The organism is Nostoc foliaceum FACHB-393 (assembly GCF_014698505.1).
GTDB classification, from domain to species: Bacteria; Cyanobacteriota; Cyanobacteriia; order Cyanobacteriales; family Nostocaceae; genus Nostoc; species Nostoc foliaceum_A.
The window spans coordinates 1-19,469 of record NZ_JACJTD010000090.1 but is presented as its reverse complement, the minus strand read 5'-3'; the positions used below and the strand labels follow the sequence as shown (position 1 = coordinate 19,469).

At 43.0% G+C, this 19,469-nt stretch carries 16 protein-coding genes and 2 pseudogenes; 5 read left to right on the top strand and 13 right to left on the bottom strand.

Annotated features, from left to right (window positions below; genetic code table 11):
* A partial coding sequence (locus H6G92_RS34835; protein ID WP_206758852.1) for a hypothetical protein occupies nucleotides 1-422 on the top strand: 422 nt, incomplete at its 5' end.
* A gap of 343 nt (nucleotides 423-765) precedes the next feature.
* Here H6G92_RS34835 and H6G92_RS34830 read toward each other — a convergent pair.
* Nucleotides 766-990 carry a hypothetical protein gene (locus H6G92_RS34830; protein WP_190900971.1) on the bottom strand — a complete coding sequence of 75 codons (225 nt, stop codon included), beginning with the start codon at nucleotides 988-990 and terminating at the stop codon, nucleotides 766-768.
* A 460-nt stretch (nucleotides 991-1,450) separates the two neighbouring features.
* Here H6G92_RS34830 and H6G92_RS34825 point away from each other — a divergent pair, with 460 nt between their 5' ends.
* On the top strand, nucleotides 1,451-1,618 hold the full coding sequence (locus tag H6G92_RS34825) for a hypothetical protein (RefSeq protein ID WP_190900970.1): 168 nt from the start codon (nucleotides 1,451-1,453) through the stop codon (nucleotides 1,616-1,618).
* Nucleotides 1,619-2,086: 468 nt separating this feature from the next.
* Here the strand turns inward: H6G92_RS34825 and H6G92_RS34820 are convergent, their stop codons facing one another.
* From H6G92_RS34820 to H6G92_RS34800, 5 genes are all read right to left on the bottom strand, one after another.
* Nucleotides 2,087-3,490 carry a glycoside hydrolase 100 family protein gene (locus tag H6G92_RS34820; RefSeq protein ID WP_190900969.1) on the bottom strand — a complete coding sequence of 468 codons (1,404 nt, stop codon included), beginning with the start codon at nucleotides 3,488-3,490 and terminating at the stop codon, nucleotides 2,087-2,089.
* A gap of 198 nt (nucleotides 3,491-3,688) precedes the next feature.
* The gene (locus tag H6G92_RS34815; RefSeq protein WP_190900967.1) at nucleotides 3,689-4,441 is read right to left on the bottom strand and encodes a DNA cytosine methyltransferase; all 753 of its coding nucleotides are present in this window, start codon (nucleotides 4,439-4,441) and stop codon (nucleotides 3,689-3,691) included.
* The gene (locus H6G92_RS34810) at nucleotides 4,438-4,833 is read right to left on the bottom strand and encodes an ASCH domain-containing protein (protein ID WP_190900964.1); all 396 of its coding nucleotides are present in this window, start codon (nucleotides 4,831-4,833) and stop codon (nucleotides 4,438-4,440) included. Before H6G92_RS34810 ends, H6G92_RS34815 begins: the two co-directional genes overlap by 4 nt.
* A gap of 67 nt (nucleotides 4,834-4,900) precedes the next feature.
* The gene (locus H6G92_RS34805; RefSeq protein WP_190900962.1) at nucleotides 4,901-6,274 is read right to left on the bottom strand and encodes a replicative DNA helicase; all 1,374 of its coding nucleotides are present in this window, start codon (nucleotides 6,272-6,274) and stop codon (nucleotides 4,901-4,903) included.
* 2 nt (nucleotides 6,275-6,276) lie between these two features.
* On the bottom strand, nucleotides 6,277-6,969 hold the full coding sequence (locus H6G92_RS34800; protein WP_242059441.1) for a hypothetical protein: 693 nt from the start codon (nucleotides 6,967-6,969) through the stop codon (nucleotides 6,277-6,279).
* A gap of 1,045 nt (nucleotides 6,970-8,014) precedes the next feature.
* Here H6G92_RS34800 and H6G92_RS34795 point away from each other — a divergent pair.
* On the top strand, nucleotides 8,015-10,801 hold the full coding sequence (locus tag H6G92_RS34795) for a beta strand repeat-containing protein (protein ID WP_190900960.1): 2,787 nt from the start codon (nucleotides 8,015-8,017) through the stop codon (nucleotides 10,799-10,801).
* A gap of 452 nt (nucleotides 10,802-11,253) precedes the next feature.
* Here the strand turns inward: H6G92_RS34795 and H6G92_RS34790 are convergent, their stop codons facing one another.
* Both H6G92_RS34790 and H6G92_RS34785 read right to left on the bottom strand, forming a co-directional pair.
* Nucleotides 11,254-11,487, bottom strand: coding sequence for an EF-hand domain-containing protein (locus H6G92_RS34790; RefSeq protein ID WP_190900958.1), 234 nt, complete (start codon nucleotides 11,485-11,487; stop codon nucleotides 11,254-11,256).
* 375 nt (nucleotides 11,488-11,862) lie between these two features.
* A complete protein-coding gene (locus tag H6G92_RS34785) occupies nucleotides 11,863-12,276 on the bottom strand; it encodes an organic hydroperoxide resistance protein (RefSeq protein WP_313890043.1) in 414 nt (137 codons plus the stop codon).
* Between the two features lie 50 nt (nucleotides 12,277-12,326).
* On the opposite strand from H6G92_RS34785, the gene H6G92_RS34780 reads away from it, so the two are divergent.
* The gene (locus H6G92_RS34780) at nucleotides 12,327-12,566 is read left to right on the top strand and encodes a nuclear transport factor 2 family protein (protein ID WP_190900956.1); all 240 of its coding nucleotides are present in this window, start codon (nucleotides 12,327-12,329) and stop codon (nucleotides 12,564-12,566) included.
* On the opposite strand, the gene H6G92_RS34775 is transcribed toward H6G92_RS34780, so the two are convergent.
* The 5 genes and pseudogenes from H6G92_RS34775 to H6G92_RS34755 form a co-directional block, all read right to left on the bottom strand.
* Nucleotides 12,563-15,796, bottom strand: a complete 3,234-nt coding sequence (locus H6G92_RS34775) for a plasmid replication protein, CyRepA1 family (RefSeq protein WP_190900954.1) — start codon at nucleotides 15,794-15,796, stop codon at nucleotides 12,563-12,565. The genes H6G92_RS34780 and H6G92_RS34775 overlap by 4 nt on opposite strands.
* Nucleotides 15,797-16,031: 235 nt before the next feature.
* A pseudogene (locus H6G92_RS34770) lies at nucleotides 16,032-16,631 on the bottom strand (alpha-ketoglutarate-dependent dioxygenase AlkB family protein).
* Between the two features lie 70 nt (nucleotides 16,632-16,701).
* Nucleotides 16,702-16,980, bottom strand: a complete 279-nt coding sequence (locus H6G92_RS34765) for a hypothetical protein (protein WP_190900952.1) — start codon at nucleotides 16,978-16,980, stop codon at nucleotides 16,702-16,704.
* A gap of 26 nt (nucleotides 16,981-17,006) precedes the next feature.
* Entirely contained in the window at nucleotides 17,007-17,807 is an 801-nt protein-coding gene (locus H6G92_RS34760; RefSeq protein WP_190900950.1) for a KilA-N domain-containing protein, read from the bottom strand.
* A gap of 34 nt (nucleotides 17,808-17,841) precedes the next feature.
* Nucleotides 17,842-18,162, bottom strand: a complete 321-nt coding sequence (locus H6G92_RS34755; protein WP_190900973.1) for a DUF1392 family protein — start codon at nucleotides 18,160-18,162, stop codon at nucleotides 17,842-17,844.
* A gap of 174 nt (nucleotides 18,163-18,336) precedes the next feature.
* Here H6G92_RS34755 and H6G92_RS34750 point away from each other — a divergent pair.
* Nucleotides 18,337-19,362, top strand: a pseudogene (locus H6G92_RS34750) (transposase); the annotation flags it as partial.
* Nucleotides 19,363-19,469: the final 107 nt, after the last annotated feature.

Genomic DNA, 19,469 nt, shown 5'->3' with positions numbered 1-19,469 from the left:
AAATGATTATCTTAGGGCGAAAAGTGAATATCGTCTCTACTCAGATTCAGTTTGAGTATCTTGAACAAACTATTGAACGACTGGCGAAACTTGCTCAAGGCAATCGCGCTTTTAGAAATGCTTTTAAGTTAGGTGCTGCTAATAGACTTGTAAGTAGGATTCTTGAAAATCGTGATCAACAGAAAAATCAAGGGATTGCTGGAACTACTGAATCAGTTGCAGTACCCGCCATTATCGTGCAAGCGCTCTACGAAAAACTAGAATCTGAGTTAGAAGCATATCTAAACAAGGTGAAAGTTAAACAAATGGCGTTACCATCAATTGGTTCAAAAGACGGATATTTCTCTGGTATATCTGCGGCTGATTCTGTATCTCTTAATCGCCAAGTTAATAGCAGCCAACAGCACTATCTGCCAAGTTAATTAAGACTTATCACGTCTGCTAATTAATCTTTTGAGACATTCCTAAACTGCCCAAAATCTCCTTTGGCTATTGGGTAGTATAACCGAAAGTTAAAGATAATTTTTAGGGATTGCTCAGACGGGCTAACATCCCTAAACCTAAACCAAAAATTAAGGTAAGTCTCAAAATTAGCACAGTGTGCAACTGACTAAAAAATGGAAGTAATTGGTTTTTTACTGCGACTGAACTAAAAGCACCAGCCCAAGCGATACTTAGTACTACCAATAAAACGACATATAATGTTATTCCTCCACTAAAAGCTAAAAGTAAAATTCCAGTTATGCCTTGGCTTAATATGTAACACTAACCTAAAGTTTTAGCCCAACTGATAACGCCAAAAATTTTCCAAGCAAAAGTGCGAGTCAATGTTAAAGTCAAAAATATTAAAGTAATTCTGGATAAAGTAAAGGCACTGCTCTGCTGTAAAGCCTCACTCCAAACTGGTGTCCAAGCAAATAGCCAGCCTAGCATTACATAGCAAGATAAGCTAAACACCAGTTTTATCCAAACAATATATGTTGCAAACATTTCTGAATTAACCTTATTTATTAATAAATAATTGAATAAATAATATTTAATATGTTAACCATGAAAATAATCTGTAGTCAACTGTTATTAGTGATAATGAGCCTTATAAAAAGAATAGCAATAAGCCTCATGATTATTAATGTCTATGCTCTTTAATTGCTATTCTTTTTGCTATAACTGTTTATCTATTCTCAGATGCACCCGATAGTAGAGCAGGATTTGAAAATCATCTTAAATTTATAATTTTATTTACTTTGCCATTAGCTATGTGTTTTAGCTCAATATTTAGTATTGTAGTTTACTTAAATAATAGAAATTATTCCTTAACTGCCTTACTTGAAATTAGCCCTATAATCTATAGTTATGCTAATCACCTCGATCAGCAGCCATCATAGAAAATCAAACTACTCTTCTTCTTGAGCAGACAGTTTATAATATTCTCTAAAGATGATTAAGAAAAATGATTAAGCCTAAAAATGTGTATCGTGGACACTCAATGGAAAAAGTTGGTCATGGTAAAAGAGCGGGATTTAAAACAACTATCAATGAAAAAGAATGGTCTGCTGTGACTGAATTAGAGGTAAAAACAGCAATTGATGCTTGGATTGATGAAGGAGTAGAGCCTTAGTTATTGCCTGGAGAGCTTAAAATTTTTGTGAAAGTGTGCCAAAGTAAGCGATCGCCAATCATGCGCCCTTGTTATAACCCCCCCCTCTACATGTGATCGTTCCCTTGAGGTCAAGGATGTTGTATTGGGCTTGGTTTATTGCGTCTAATCCTTCTATAGTGCAGCTTTAAAAGTTTTTCGCTCTTTTTGCGTAAATTACAAAACTCTAGCTGAAGAATATTACATACCAAACGAATTATGTATAAACCAAGGGACAAGGCTTTAAAAGTTCCCTATTTTATTTCCATTTTCAAGTGCTGCTCTGAACTCCTTGCCCAGGGCAGTTTTTCTTATACAGGTGGGCTTCTTTGAGTCAAGCACCCGTTGGCAGCAATTGAAATTCTCGTACAGTGTGTTGTTTACTCACCATAAGCAGAATATTGCTTTCTTATACTTAGGATATAAGTACAAGAGCATATAAGAATTGTCTTAGCTTACACAGCTAATTATCTGAGGATCTTTATTAAAACTAATTAAACCTAAATGCTCCTGATTGGCTAGTATTTCTGTTGCGATTAAAAAACCTGAAATAGTCCAAGTTTGATATTTGCGAGCTTCCTTTCCAATTAATCGACCGTGCCTGCCATCGTAGTATTCTGGCCATTGGTCTTGACTGAGGCGATTTTGAGCCAATTCAATAGCTTTGTGAGCAAGTGAATCTCTACCGCTTTTCAAAGCAGCTGCTACCAGTAGCCAAAGTAAAACAGGCCAATGTCCACCATTGTGGTAAGACCAAGCGATGTTTTTTGGGTCTGAGCCAGTGACAATCTTCCACTCCAAACCTTCTAGAGCCGGAAAACAAATTTTCATCGGCATATAGCCAACTAAGTCATGCCAGCGTTGTTCAATCAACTCCATAATCATTTGAGATTCTTGTTCGCTAGTTAAGCCAACTAGGATTGCCATCAAATTCCCTAATCCAAAGAATCGAAAATCTATCTGTGAAGGTCCCAAGTTCCCTGCTAAGTAACCTCCAGTTTCTGGTAGCCATTCGGTTAACCAAGAAGGAATAGAATCTGGATAAATATTAAATTTATTTGCTACTTCCTTGCCGAATTCTTCGCTTTTATAGCAATAAATTTCGTTTAAACGCTTCAGGTCTATCCAGTAGTACTCTTTAATATGATACTCAAGAGCTGCTAAACGTCGCTTCACTATTTTATCAAGATACTCAGTCTGTTCGCTATTGGGTAAGAGTAACTCAGTTGCTGCTTGTAAAGCTGCATAAAATAAAACTTGAATTTCTAAAGGATTTCCATAAACTCCCATACGGCGATCTATCATAAAAGCACCGTCTGGAACTAACATGGTGGGGTACATAGCAAAACGATGTACCAAGCAAAAGTCTAAAATTAGCTTAATACCTTGTTGAAAATCTTGTTGATGAGCTAAGGAAATATCTTTTGTTGCTTTGACATAAGCCCTTAGCAAAATCAGCCACCAAAGGCAAGAGTCTACAGGTGGGACTCTACCAATTGCATGTTCGCCAAAATCAGCTGTCAAAACTTGTTCTCCATCTTCGACATCAACTTTGAAACTTGCCGGCATTAATCCGGGGCCTGGCTTAAAAAAGTCCATCTGTTGTTCATGACTTTGCAATTCTAAAGTTTCTACTAAAAAGTTACGGACAATCTCTGCTCTTCCTTGCATCAGGAAAATCAGACCTGAAGTAACGAAATCACGAACAAAGCAATGGTTATAGTTGAGAGTGTCTTTTGAGGAATCACAAGCAGCTAATGTTCCAATTGGACGTTGATTGTAAAAAATAATTGAGTTGTTCAGTATTTTCTTTGCTTGGTTGAGAGTGTTAGTTTCACTGCTGATTGGGCTCATGAAATTATCCTGTACTTAAGAACACATAGTATAAATAGGTTGCCTTAACTCAAAGCTTCTTGACTTCCTACTTTGGATGGGTAATTTCTGCAAATTTGCAATATTTTTAGTTGTTTAAGATGTTTTTAAACTCTAAACTTCAATCTGGTTTAACCTTGCTAATAATTACTCTTCCTATTCTGCGATTAGAGTGAACTATCAGAGAATAGACAATAAACTCCACAAGTAATCAATTCGTTTCCATACCACAGCAGCTTGCCTTGGAAAACAACTCAAGCCATAAGCACGACGGGCATCATAATTCCCCTTGATCCCCTTGGCTACTCCAACGGGAATCCCAAAAGCCACCTCACGAATGCCGGGTTGATAGCTTCGGTCTTCATGAGAGAGCCGTACTTGCGTAATCTGATTTCTAATTTGGTCTGCCCAGGGGGTTGGCTGTTGACGGTAGAATAAGCCATCGGCGTAGGCAATGATAAAGACTCTTTCTCTTTCATGTGGCAAGCCGAGGCAGTACGCGGGTATAGTTTCCCATTCGCATACGTACCGGATTTGGGAAAGGTCTTCGAGGACTGTTGCCATTCCTCTAGAGAGTAGCCCTGTTGGGTTTTCGATGAGAGCGATTGCTGGTCTACACTGGTTGATGATGCGGAACATTTCGCGCCACAGTCCAGACCTGGGGTCGTTAAGTCCTTTTTTATCTCCAGCGTTACTGGTGCCGCTACAAGGGAATCCCCCACACAAAATGTCGAATTGTCGTCGGTAGCAGTGGTAGTTAGTAATATCTGCGTGGATTGGAATTCCTGGTTGTTCATGGCGCAATTGTGATTGAGAATAAGGGGAGATTTCGACAAATTGCTGGACTCGGAATTTGTGGGATAGACCTGCGGCTGATATTCCGTGGTGGCAGAGTCCGCCGATACCGGAGAAAAGAGAAACGACTGATTTCATGAGGCGATCGCACTTCTCACAAATTCATCAGGTACTTCAAAAATTCCCAACCGGCCAATGTAAGGAATCGGTGTAATCTCGCGCGGATTCTCCAGATGCCAATGGTATTGCCCAGCCATCCCCCAGCCAGATGCAACTTGTGAGAACTTGCAATCTACTATTGTGACAATGCCAATAACTTGGCCGCGACGTAGAGAGATTAACTCTGGGATTACTACCCCCATGCTTTGGCAAAATTCTCTCGCTAGCTGGTAATCTTTTTTGGTGCAAGTTTTGGCAGCGTGAATCAGAATGTCGCCGCGATAATGAATGGGCCAGCCTCGGTTTTCAATATCCTTTAGAGCAAAAATAATTGCCCATGCCCAAGGCTGACGAACAGATAGCGCTTTCACGGTGTTTTAAAACTCCAGTAATTGAATGTATGCGTCTAATGCTGTGATCGCTGGATCTGGCTGTAAATTATCTCGCCAAGTTCAAAAATTTCGAGGTGGATAAATCGCATAACATGGTTGCAGTGCCGAGCTTACCGTAAAGCCTGTTTTTCTCAACAATCAACTCGATAGTGCGTTCTCGCTTCGAGTTGCCGAAGGCATCGCTAGGGTCTTTTGTGTAAACAGCATCGCGGTAAAGCATAATCAACTGGTCACAAACCTCAAAGATTTCACCAGAGTTGCGTAACAGATGACGATTGGGGCGTTTATTAGCCGTTGTTTGATTCCCCCGATTGATTTGACAGCCCAAGAAAACGGGGATTTTGTGAGACTTGGCGATATCCCGAATCTGGCGGGTAATCTTGCCGACTTCAAAGGCCATGTTTCCGCCTGACTCTAGAGGAATCTGCTGCAAGTAGTCAATAAACACAGCACCAATAGAACCGCCAAATTCGGTAATAGCACGGCGCACCGCAGAAGCAATCATTGCGGTTGTAGGGGAGGAATGCTCGTAAACCTTCCAAGGCAGTTCCACCATCTGTCCTATGCCTTGTGCTATTTGTTCCCAGTAGCATTGAGTATTGGTTTGAATCATAGAAGCGTCTACGCCTGTGATTCGGGCCAGCATTCGGGCATTGAGTTGATTCTTGTCCATCTCAGGAGTTACATACAGAACAGGCAAGCCAAGTTTGGTCATGATTTCGTAAGCATAAGAAATCATAAAATGGGTTTTCCCCATGTGGGATTCAGCAGCCACTACAACTAAGCTGCTAGGATAAATGCCACCGATGATATTTTCGAGGTCGTACCAACCAACTTTGTCGCCTGCCATATTCCCCATCTCCAGCTTTTGAAAAAGTTCAATGCCCATGTCTTGTGCTGAGAAAACCAAAGAGCGTTCATCGCTTTGATTTTGGGTTACAGTAAAAACTTTCGCCTCAGCTTGACCAAGGACAAGTGGTAGTTCAGTTTGCGTCTCGTAACCGAGTTGGACAATTTCATTGCCCACTTTGATTAACTGCCGCCGTCGATATTTCTCCATCACTAGATCAGCCAAAGCATCAATGTTGACGGCGGACACAGTGCGGTCTACCAAAGTTGCTAGCTTATTCCTGCCACCAATGCGATTGAGCAAATTGTGGTCAGCCAACCATGCGGTGACGCTTAGTAAATCTGTCGGTTGAAACAGAGCATGAAGCGTTGTCGCAGCTTGATAAATGTATGAGTGGGCGCTGATGTAAAAGGCTTGGGCTATTAGGCGATCGCTGACTCTAGTTATTGCTTCTGGGTCGAGCATAATCCCGCCCAAAATCGCAACTTCCGCTTCGATATTTTGTGGAGGCAAGTTGTCAAGTGACCTGTCAGGATGGAAAGAAACTACGTTGTCTTGATTAGGGTGCATAATTAGGCTCTTAGTGCTAATTTTAACTGCGCTTCAACTTCTCTCAAATTTGTGGAAGATGGTCTGGTGTTGCTCGAAACTTTTGGCTCATTTGCTTTGGCTTGAAGTTTCGCTTTTAGCTCCAGCATTTGTGGGCTGTGTTGATATTCATTGGATGGAACCTGAATAGATTGCTCTTGCTGACGGCGTATTCGGTCTTGTCGTAAAGCATCTTCGAGCGAACTGCTAGTGATATTTTTTACTTTGTGAGCCAAAGCAGTGCGCTGTTGAGGTAGGGGCTGTTTTTCTGTTTGCAACGCTTGGTTATAGCGCTGCATCAGGTTCGTCCACCCACCTTTGGTTTTCTCCCAGGTGTTCATTACTGCGATCGCATGATTTATTTCCTGTTGTGCCGAGCGTTTTGACTTAGTGGCTAATTCTTGTGCCAGGAAATCTACGACTACAGGGTTGAAGTTCTGGTACAAGTTATTTAGCTTTCGCTCTCCATTGCGCCAAGGTAAAACCCAGCAATTCCACTTGATTGTTTCTCTGACAAGCAGTGGTAGAGAATCATCACTCATAGCAGTCGGGTCTGTTAGCCAGGCATCAATCAGTTCTTTCACGTTCCGGGCTGTCTTGTAGGGACAGGTCAGTTGCGGCTTATTCGGTTGTTCGGATTTATCGGAGCCTAGACCTGAAAAACTGCCAGCCTTCATAACCTCTTGATTAACCGTATTGACAACACGACTATCGCAACAAGGCTGGCAGTTTTTTGCGGCAAATTCGTTATCGAACGACCCCGCCGCAATAGTTGATCCTCTTGAGGGGTTACAGCACTTACGGCAGCTATGAGGTACATCCCCAAATCTGAAAGCTTTTATAGGAGAGGGCAAGGAGAAAAACTGTATTGCATAATAGCCGGAAGCGCTGTATCGGGAATGGCGAGGCGATCGCAACATTCAAAGATGAAACTATATATTCTTTATCACTTTTTGATTAGTCAACTACTAATTTATAGAAAATATTGCTTAGAAAGGAGAAGAATGTAAAGAATCTGCTCGGTATTTGTATGTACATTTTTCGGTAAATAATGTTAAGAATATGCCAAGATGCATTTTTCAGCATAGATACCCAAGTAATATATTTACTATGCAATTATTTGGAGGCTATTATTTCAATCTAGACATTTGTTCAAAAGTCAACTATTGACTATTTTCTCTTCTAGTAAGACTTAAGCACTGGCAAAAACCAAATATGAAGGGTGAGTTTTAGGCATTCAATTAGGAAAAATTTGGATGATTGTTCAGAATTTCTACTGGACAAAAAGGATTGAAAAAGAATACATTCGGCTAAATTCAATCAGTGGGGGATTCAGTCTCGCCAATGATTGAAGACCACAAAACAAGATTTGGTGTGGTGTTCCACTATTTATTTATACATCAGGAGCTACAAATTAATTGGGAGAATTCTGGCAACTGACTCCTGAATTTTTTCTGATTAATTTAGCCTGAAATGGCTGATGATCCTAAATACACGCCCTCATGATTCTGTAGAGTGCTTAAGACTTAGATAGTAAGAGAATAGTTAAATAAGTCATCCTACGAGCCTTAGAATCTGGTAAATTTTCGAGATATTTACTGTTTTTCAAGAGTGAGGTATGAAGCATGCAGATTTAAGTAAATTTTTGTGCCTGAAAATAAGGAAAACTGCAAAATCACAACTGAAAGTTACTGCAAAAATCAATTTAGGTAGGTAAAAGTTATGGCAAACATCATTGGAACCAAAGGTAATGATAACCTACTGGGCAGTTCCCAAGAGGACACGATTAAGGGTCTTGCAGGCAACGATACCATTACAGGTAACGAGGGCAACGACACGTTGACTGGTGGTGGTGGTAAGGATCAATTTGTTTACAACTTGAGGAGCTTGGGGGCCTACACTGATATCATCACAGATTTCGGTGGCGTAGGAAAAGATGTAAATCCTTCGGCAGGAGTCATTGCCGAAGTAGACACCCTAACATTCCAAGGCGATGGCTTCACTGCCCGAAATCTGCTGTTGACCCAGAATGGCAGCAATCTGGAAATCATCTTTGAAGCAGTGTCTAGTTATCCCCTAGTCATCCTGCAAAACTTTGCCTTGGAAAACCTGCAAAACTTGAGCAAATCTACAGGAGCCACTGTAGACTTGGGTAATATTCTGTTTGATGGGCAAACTAGCATCACCGACAGCTTTGATGTCTTTAATGCCAACTCCACCCAAAGCACTATCTTCAACAAAAACACAGTCACTTTCCTTAACGACCTCGACAATAATGTTAAGGGCTTTGACAACTCAGATGATGTCATCAATGGTCAGAGGGGTGATGACTCCCTCGACGGCAAAAGTGGCAACGACATACTCAGAGGTGGGGCGGGGAATGATACCCTGATTGGGGGCGCTGGTGACGATACCTTGGGTGATAACTATCGCGGCAATTCATCAGGCAATAACCTGCTCTCTGGGGGCGTTGGTGACGATTACTTGATTGCTTCGTCTTCAACAGGCGATAACCTGCTCTCTGGGGGCGATGGCAATGATTCTCTTTACGCTTCTTATGCCGAGGGTAATAATACCCTCAACGGTGGTAATGGCGATGATATCCTCACAGGTGGTAATGGCGATGATATCCTCACAGGTGGCGGTGGCAAGGATAAATTTGTTTACAACGACTACTACCAGCCGACACCGACTTATACCATCACCGATTTCGGTGGCATAGGTAAAGGAACAAACCCCACAGCAGGAGTCATTGCCGAAGTAGATACCATAGCATTCCAAGGTAATGGTTTTACTGCCCAAAATCTACTACTGACCCAGAATGGCAACAACCTGGAAATCACCTTTGAAAAGGGGGGTAGTCCCAAAGTCATTCTGCAAAACTTTGCTCTGGAAAATCTAGAAAACTTGAGCAAATCGACTGGAGCCGCTGTAGATTTGGGTAATATTCTGTTTGATGGGCAAACTAGCATCACCGACAGCTTTGATGTCTTTAATGCCAACTCCACCCAAAGCACTATCTTCAATAAGAACACAGTCACCTTCCTTAATGACCTCGACAATAATGTTAAGGGCTTTGACAAATCAGATGATCTCATTAATGGTCAAGGGGGTAATGACTCCCTCGACGGCTTGAGTGGCAACGACATGCTCAGGGGTGGTATGGGAAATGATACCCTCATTGGGGGCGCTGGGAATGACTCCCTCGTTGGTGGTACGGGGAATGAAACCTGGAAGAATTATCGTGATAATAACACCTTGAGAGTTTATACGGGGAATGACTCCCTCGTTGGTGGTACTGGTAACGATATCTTGAATGTTGATTATTCAACAAGCAATAACACCCTCAACGGTGGTGCTGGTAACGATAGTTTAAGTGCTGGGGCAACATCTGGCAATAACTTACTCTCTGGGGGCGATGGTAATGATTCTCTTAACGCCTCTGACCGTTATGATAACTCAGGCGGATCAGGCGGTGCTATCTTTTCCTCAGGCAATAATACCCTCAACGGTGGCGCTGGTGACGATAGTTTAAGTGCTAATGGTTCAGGCGATAATTTACTCTTTGGAGGCGATGGCAATGATTCTCTTGACGCTTCTGGCTCCGAGGACAGATTCGCATTTTTTGTCCCTTCAGGCAATAACACCCTCATCGGTGGCGCTGGTGACGATAGTCTAAGTGCTGGTTTTTCATCTGGCGATAATTTCCTCTCTGGAGGCGATGGTAATGATTCTCTTGACGCTTCTGGCCGATACGGATACGGACTTATCCCCTCATCAGGCAATAACACTCTCAACGGTGGCGCTGGTGACGATAGTTTAAGTGCTACCCTTTCAGTAGGCAATAACTTTCTCTCTGGGGGGGATGGCAATGATACGATCGATGTAAGCACCATATTCACAGATACTATCCCCTATTTTTCTGTGACTGATTTAGTGACTCAAACAGTAGATGGGGGCAAGGGTGACGATTTATTGTTCTATAATTCTTCTGACGATGCTACCAAGGGAATCACTTCGACTTTCAACGCCACCACTAACATTGGCTCAATTACGGCAGGTAAAAATCAGGTTAGCTACAAAGATATTGAACGATTAAATGTCTTAGGTACAGGATACGATGACTTGATTGTAGGGAGCAACGGTAATGATATCCTCACAGGTGGCGAGGGTAATGATAGCCTGTACGGAGGAGCTGGTACTGACACCTTTAGTTTCAATAGTTTCAATGAAGGTGTTGATACTATTTATGGCTTCAGCGCGACTAATGAACTGATTCATGTATCGGCTGCTGGCTTTGGCGGCGGGTTGTCACCAGGTTCACTTGAGACAAGTCAGTTTACCCTTGGAGCATCTGCAACCACTAACACTCAGCGATTTATCTACAACACCGCTACAGGTGCATTGTTCTTTGACCTTGATGGCAGTGCGTCTGAGTTTACTCAGCTACAATTTGCAAAATTATCTGGTGGATTGTCACTAACCGAAAATAACTTTGTGGTTGTTTAATGTTTGATTAGTGCTTTGCTATCCAAGCGTTATGGTTTGCGAGGTGCTATTTTTAGAGCAAGTTATGTAACAACCTTGCTTCTTTTGAGCTAGAAATGCTTTCTCAGTAAGCTTCCTAGACAATAAATTGTAAAAGTTGTTTCTTGACAGGCTCTTAAACTCAAACAAGCAACTAGAGGAAATTCCTGCACAGAGCAGCAGTCCTGGAGCTAATGCAATTCGCTACTATTGCCATATTGACGCGAGTGGATGGTAAATTTTTTAGTTTTCAGAATTCTGTAGATGTGATTGCTCCTCTGTCCTGCTACAATTGCAAAAAGCCAGCCTTTCACCTCCAAGGTCATCCATCGGGGCTAGCGAGTCACCAATGACCATGAAAATTGTAAATCCCTCTAAGCGTGGGCGCTTAGAGGGATTTTGGTTATTGGTATTTGGTATTGGGTTTTTGACTGCTAGGTTAAATTATTTGCTTTCTCAACTGCTGACTTTAACTCTTCAAAGGTAATACTACCGTCTTCGTCTGAATCATAATTTACTAGTAATTCCTGGGGGCTACTGGTATTTGTTTCTGATGAGATGATTGCACTTAAGCCAGGACTTAAAAAAAGCTCATTAATGGATACTTTGCCGTCTTGATCACGATCTAATTTATTAAAAAGAGATTGAAGCTCTTGCTCGGTTGTCATAAGTTTCTATCTGAAGAACCGTTTTCAACTTAATATCTCATTAATCTCTGATTAATCTCTCAAAATCAAATAAACTTGTATCAAAAGACGTAGAAATGGCTATCGTTGGGGCTTAGATTGGGTGTACGTTGTGGGTTACAGGGTATAGGGACAATGAAAATTAATCTGCACAGTCGAGCCAAAGTTCTCATTCAACAAGAGATACAGCTAATTTTCAGTCATGGCTTAGACAATGACCGCGAGCGCTATACCTGTCCCACGACCGCGTTTTTTTATAGACACTATACAAGGCTCTGCTCCTCATGATGGCGTCAGATGGCAAGTCACTTAAAAATTATTGCAAAAAGCTATCAACAGTCATAATGTCCAGATGATTCAAGCTACCGTCACCTCCACATCAACATTGCCATGAATAGCTTTCGAGTAGGGGCAGAGCTTGTATGCTTGGGCAACCACCTGTTCAGATTTCTCTCGGTCTTCCCCAGGAAGAGCAACAGTTAATTTTGCAGACAGTATGTATCCACCATCGGCTGGATCTCTGCCAATGGTTACAGCACATGTAACTGTGGCAGTTGAAGCATCAATACCTGCTTTTGTTGAAACCAAAGCCAGTGTTCCATGAAAGCAGGCTGCATAACCTGCTGCAAAAAGTTGCTCTGGATTTGTTCCTTGCCCGTGTCCACCAAGTTTAGTAGGAAAAGCAAGGTTCAAGTCGAGTAAGCCATCGTCACTACGAGCATGACCTGACATCCGTGCATGTCCCTCTTGCCCTGGGGTTACAGTGACCACATCAAAATGAAGGATTTCCAGAAGGTACAACTCACATAGGGGCACAGTCCGTGGTTGAAGGAGTGTTTAAAGCTTTCAATAACGATTGGAAGTCATGGTCATTTGAAATTGAGCAATATCTTGATGCAGGAGAGGAAATCATTGTCATTGGTAGCTATGTAGGTTGCCATCGAGTATCTGGAAAGTCGTTTTGTTCTCCGGCGGCTCATGTATATGATATTCGTAATGGTAAGGTATGCCGATTCCGGCAATTCACAGATACTAAAATTATCTGGGATGCAATGGATTAAACCACCGCCAACCAATCGCACACCACAGACCTACACCCGTCAGCAAAGTTAACCCAAACCTGCCACTGATTCAGATATGCATTCCAGTAAGGCTCACCATCAGCAACGCCAATTGCATCACCAAGCTGGGAAACTAGCTGTTGGTAGAAGGAGCTAGCGCTGTCGAGTCCTTGATGCATTTTCAGCTTCAGCCCCTTCCACCCAAGAGTTACAGGACTTTCAACCTGATTTAATCTTTGGGAGGTTGTGTCAATGACTTGTGTCGATAACACTATATTACTAGTGCCTGACACCAAATCAGAACTGGCATTTTGAACGCTGGCTAAAACAGATGCTTCATCCCGATTTAACCACTGGCAAAAAATCGAATCACGCTCATCATCAACAGGCACAAACCGATAAACGCACTCCCGATTTTCACGCTTACCCAACCGACCAACGTAATCCAACTTCAAGTCAATCTTCGCAAGTAGTTTCTGTGCGATCGCTATCGGGGTAAGTTTTTCCGAGATAGTCACATTCAGATAATTCTTGATAACGTGCCGATGTGTTACAGCCAGTGCCTTAAACTCCACCATCTTCTCGTCGCTGCCACGTAACTGAACGTCTGGTGTAAGAAACTGTAAGAGATTCAGATTTTCGAGTAACAACACAGCAGGTAATAACTGCCCCTTGTTAAAATCCGGTTTCCAAACCGAATTCTCCCCTAATTCCAACTGCGCTTTTGCTCGTTTCGCATCACGGTTGGTCAGAAATTCCCGCCCCAGCGTCAAATAGTAGTGCATCCGCAGTTGAGGATACCAACCGTCGTCATCTTTCTCGACCAAATCAGGGGTTACGTCAATTTCGTAGCGACGGGATAATTCAGCCTTGCGTTGCTGGTGTCGTTCAGTTTTGGTTTTAGCCCTTGTGTCAAGGAGCTTCTTGAGTTCGGCATCAGAGATGGTTGGAGAATCCGCGATCGCTTTACACTCCGCAGCATACAATTCAACAGATGCCGCTTTAACCGACTCGATTACTGCCCCACTCTCATCATCATCAACATCATCAGCATCAATAATGGTGTAACCATCTTCGACCAAACCCGCAAGCACAGATTCTCGATAGCGCCGCATCTCAACGTTAATCACAGAACCACGCTTGCCCCAAGTCTGCAAAGATTCGGGCTGAAAATTCTGATCAATATAGCTCAAATCCGCATTATCCGCCGCCGACAACAGCGCAATGTTCGCTTGTGTTGCGACGTGTTGACTTCTGAGTAATCCTCCTATCGTTGTGGAACCATTGCCCACAACCGACATCCCCCACTCTCTGACCCAAATGTGACGGTCAACAGTCTCCCTAACCCTTGCCAACATCTGACGCACGGAGTTAACCGGCTGCACTCCCTGAAATATTCCCCAAACAGCATCAAAATGTCCTCGAATGTCGATGCTGACCCCAGTTTCAAGACTTGGGGAGGCGATAACCAAATCATACTGAGTCAGAATTTCGTTCAGATGAGCAATACAACCGAAAGCTGCATGAGATGGATCAGCAACGGATTCACTGTCAATTCGGAGGATTCGCAGGTGTGGGAATTGGCGACGGAACCGTTCTTCCAGAGCTTGGGTTCCCCATTTGGATTTAGCCTTTTGAGCAGAGCAGCAGAGTAAATGATGCCCCCCTTGGGCGATCGCTTTATCTAGTGCCGCGATGAGATTCTTCGGGTTACTCCCAGAATAGTTGTAACAGTTTCCAGCTACGTGCTGATAATTATTGACAATGACGAATGGGTTAACTCGATATTCTCCAGCGAGTGATAAAACATACTTTACATCTGTATCTGAGACATCCGCACTAGACAAGTAAATCTTTCCTTGACTGCTGCCCAAAACGTTTTGTACCAGTTGTTTGAGGTTTTTGAGAACAGATACCCGGCGTTTTTGCACTTCCGTACCAGAATTGAGCAAATGCCAGAATACTTGGTCACATTCATCAATAATAATCACATCATTCGCCCAGTCGTTGGGGTTAAATCGCGCCTGACTTTCTTGATGCAGCGAATCAACGCACACCCCGTATCCTAATAATGTGCCTGTTTCATTCGTGCGGACTTCGGTAACATAGTTAACACCAAACCGATTACACAACGCCTCACCCAGTTGAATACGATGGGTGATGATTAATACCCTCTGCCCTTGGTCATGGGCTTTTGTCACCTCAGTTGCCAGCCATTCGGTTTTACCAGTACCTTTGGGAGCCTTGAGGATAATCAGTTTTTCACCTTCCGGGACGAGAAGCTGGCCCAAGAAGCGTTGGTTGAGAGCGATCGCTGGAGGATAAGTCAACAGAGTGAACAGCTTTATTTCCCACAACTCCAATGCAACAGCCGTATTGTAGAGTGCGTCAAAGGCTTCCTTCCCCTTGGCAACGATAAAATCATCAACCCCTTTCTGTGCCCCTAACGGTAAATCAATCACTCGCAGCGAACAACCCTCATTTACCAGCAGCCGTCCCATGCGACTGATAGCGGTTCTGACTCGCTGTACAGTTTCAGGTTTGTTGTCCTGGTCAAAGCAGATGTTAACCTGTCTCCCCTGTGTTGCAAAGTGTTTAAGGTCTGGGATGAGGTATGGTTTACCAATAGCAGTACCATACTCATCTTGCGGTGTGCGGTATCCAGCGTTAACACCGGGGATAGCGATCGCAGCATAACCAGCAGTCAGTAATGCCCCCGCTTTTTTGACACCTTCCACGATTGTCACTGGTACATTATGCTTCCAAACCCAATGCCAGAACCCACCAGGATGCTGCAAGTCCTCTTCAGTAATAGGGATACCGCAACGTAGGGAGACTTTCACCCAAATGCGATTCGGCACTAAGAGGAAGAAAGCGCGTGTCTCTTCTCTGAATGGATGCTCGTATTTGATGAATTTGTGAATTTTCTGGCGATCTCTTCGGGGGTGGTCGGGTTTGAAACAGCCCCACATCATTAGGACGTAGTTGTTAAGCGGGTCAATTCCACTGCACCACCAGCCGCCTAGTTCAATGTGCTGGTATTTCTTTAAATCGCGATCGCGCAATCGTCCATCATTGCGACGAGAGATTTTGGGACTGTAGAGCAGATATTCGTAAGGTGTTGTGCCGGAGAGCGAACGCGCATTCAGATGAAAGATTTCTTCGTCAACTCCACTGCCCAGCCATTCCTGTAGATGTTTAGCTTGAGAATCAGATTCGATTATACGCATATTCCCTCCAGTATTTTGAAGCAATGCAAAGCTTGGGGTATTGAGTCATACCGCCTTTTAGGTTAGTTACGTAGACACAGATCAAAGATCAAAGAAACGTAGTTTTCAGTTCAGCAATCAACAGGACTTGTATTGGTAGTTGTTTTTTCGTCCTGTTGACTGCTTTTTAACTGGGACAAGTAGTACGCATGAACTAAGAAACTGTCATTTTACATGATCACTGGACTTGTCAGAATCATCTGCCACCTCCGGTGTGTGGTCGAAATGTCAGATTAATACGTGTGCCAACCACTTTGTTTGTTTTTGGAACTTGGTGCAGATGTGTAGACTGACAACCGGGGTGCATCACAAGTAAGCTGCCGTGTTCCAGCCAAAAATCAGTAGTTTTGCCATTTCTCGGTTTGATTTAGAATTTGCGACATGAACCTAAGCTGACTGATGCGATCGCTGGTTCATATCCCATCGATGCTTCGTTGTCAGCGTGCCAACCAATCGAATCCTGGCCACTGCGGTACTGATTGCCGATAACGATGCGAAACTTATAGCCAGTCAGTGCAGTGATTCTGTCCCGCAAGTTAGCCAGATTGTCTGTCCAAGTCAGGGGTTTTAAAAATACGCTATTCGAGTAAAGGTAATCACATCCTGGATCGCCGTAAATACACTCCAGGCGGGGAACAGGCATTGTTTTACCCGCGATCCTGATTTGATTCTGCTGCCACTCCAGTTTCAAGCAGTGTTGGTAGAGTTCGTTTGCTTGTTCAGGGCTTAAGAAATCCGGGTAGTAAGTGATTGGTAAAACTGGGGTTGATTCCTGAAACAAATTGAGTTGTTGCATGGTACTTTTCTCCTACTATTGAACGTGTAACTGGGAGAATTGCTGTCAGTTTTGGTTGGTAAAGAATACTTCACGTTTGTTGAGATATCTGCTCCCAATACTCAACAACAAAATCATGGGCTTGCTGTAACACTTGAGGAAGTAAAAATAAAGGGACTTCCCAAGCTGCAATAACCGTGCCAGCGAAACATTCTGCAAGTTCAACCCGAATACATTCTGGTAAATTACTCTCTAAAAACTTGAGCGAATGATCTTCGTTTTCTGGTAGTTGAACAAAAAAATAATCGTCGTGCATGATATCAGCAACAAGACCATATTTTTCTGCCAAGGTTTTTCGTAGACTGTTCATAATGAAAGGTTGATTTAGGTAGGGAATTATTGAGAGATGACTTTTACTATTTCGGGCAACCACCGCAGTTGAAAAACAGTTTGGTTTGAAGATTTGGCGACTGCGGGAACCATGCGACCCCATTGCTTACCAGATTCAGTAGGACGATAAGGAATTTTCTTGTCATCAGTTCTGTATTGCAGTCCCGAATTTAGTAAGCAGTGGTTAACAGCCCGTGCAGACATTCCCACTACCTCACCGATTTGTGTTGGGTTGAGAAATGCGTCCTCTGCAACATTGGTTTGAGCAATCGCAATCTTGAGTTCATCGGCTGCTGGCTTAAGTGCGGGGTTGACAATTGTTGCAGCATTAACTGCTAACTGGGCAGTGAGGGATTTGTCTAGTCCAGCAAATTTCCCCAACATCATTGCCAACTGTGCAGCTTCATGGGACGGAGCTAATGTATGTGGTGGTTCTTGCTGTTTTACTGGCTCTACTTGGGTTAAGAGCATCACTTTCATTAAAGTTCTATTAGCCCAGATGCGGAATTCGACAGAAACCCATCGAGCTAAATCAATGGCGATTTCTGGGTGAATCCAAGTGCTTTGTTCGCTTCCGTATCCCTGGATATCTATCACCAATAACGATATGAGGATCTTCATATCGTTAGAAAGTGCTTGTAAATACTGCTTTGTAGACTTGAGCTTCGTGTAATCAGCTAAGAATTTCCCGTTAGCTTTGCACATCTGACTTGCATTCACATAGCCCTTGGGTACAGTATATTTACTTATTTCCCCATCTTGAAGCATTTGATTAATTTCTGAGTCGTGCCAAAAATGTGTCAACATGATTCATTCCCTGGCTATTGAACAAATAATTGATTCAGGTATTTACTCGCACTAAACTTTTTTCACCAACTAATGAGAAACGATTCGATATAGTTGGTGTCTTAATTAACGTTGGTGACATCAATTCAACAAGGTAAAACCAAGAATTATGCACCAGCGCAATTCCCAAAATCAGCCGTTGTTTTGTTCCTTTATCGTGAGAACAGAGGATCACTCGTTCGCCCAAAACAAAAGCGGGTTTTTGCACAGTGATGGACTCTAACTCTCCAGTGGCGATGATTTGGTTTTGTGTGGCGTGGAGTATTTCTTTTCCGCAATCAATTGAATAAATCCAACATTCGTGTTTCCATTGCATACCTGTTGCGGCTCGCAAACATAAATGCTCCGGCTTGCAAACAAGGTAATTTCTGGCTCAGATTAAGGGTCTTGTCCACTTTTGATACTGCTGGCGAAATATTGCTTAACAAATAAGTTGGCTCCATCAAGAGTTATTTAGGATCTAAAAAGCGATCGCTTGAGGTATCATTCGATGTCACTGAATCCACAACCGGGCTATACTGTACCAGCAGAAACGGCTAAAGTTGCCAAAGCTATTTTTACGAAGGGTAACCTCTGCATCACGATGGCAGATCGCCTTGACTCCTTTGTGAGCGACCAAGATTTTAGTACATTGTTTTCTCACCAGGGACAACCTGGAGTATCACCGATGCGATTAGCTCTGGTGACAATATTGCAGTACATAGAAGGACTCACAGATCGTCAAGCCGCTGATGCTGTCCGAAGCCGAATTGATTGGAAGTACCTCCTATGTTTAGAACTAACAGATAAGGGGTTTGACCACACTGTTTTGAGCGAATTTCGCACTCGCTTGATCGCTCAGCAAGCTGAAAGTTTAGTGTTTGATCAACTCCTTAGCTGGTGTCAACAACAAGGCTGGCTGCAAGCAAGAGGTCGCCAACGGACAGACTCCACCCATGTTGTCGCAACTATTCGGGCAGTGACACGACTGGAGTGTGCTGGAGAAACGCTGCGGGCTGCATTGAATGCGCTGGCCGTTGTTGCACCTGCTTGGTTGCAAGCTCAAAGCCAGCCAGAATGGATAGAACGTTATAGCGAGCGCATGGAAGACTATCATCTACCGACTTCAAAAGCAGCGCGAGAGGAACAAGCTCATGTGTATGGCGAAGATGGAAAACAGCTGCTTGATGCAATCTTTGATGGTCATAGTCCAGAATGGTTACAACAGGTTCCAGCAGTCGAAACACTACGACGAGTATGGGTACAGCAATACTATGTATGTAATAACGAGATTTATTGGCGAACAGAGCAAGGAATACCACCAGCTACATTAATGATTAGTTCACCCTATGATTTAGATGCTCATTATTCAAAAAAGAATACAACATCATGGGTAGGATACAAAGTTCATTTGAGTGAGACTTGCGAACCTAATTCATTACATCTGATTACAAATGTTGAAACGACGGCGGCACCCATTGCTGATGGTGATGTAACTGAAGCAATCCATACTTCACGGGAGCAACGCGATTTTGTGAGGTTGGGTAAAAAAGCTGCGATCGCTAAAACTTACATTTGTGTATCAGGTGATTTTATTTGCAATTAATACACGTAATTACACGAAAAATCATCTTGATGAGATAT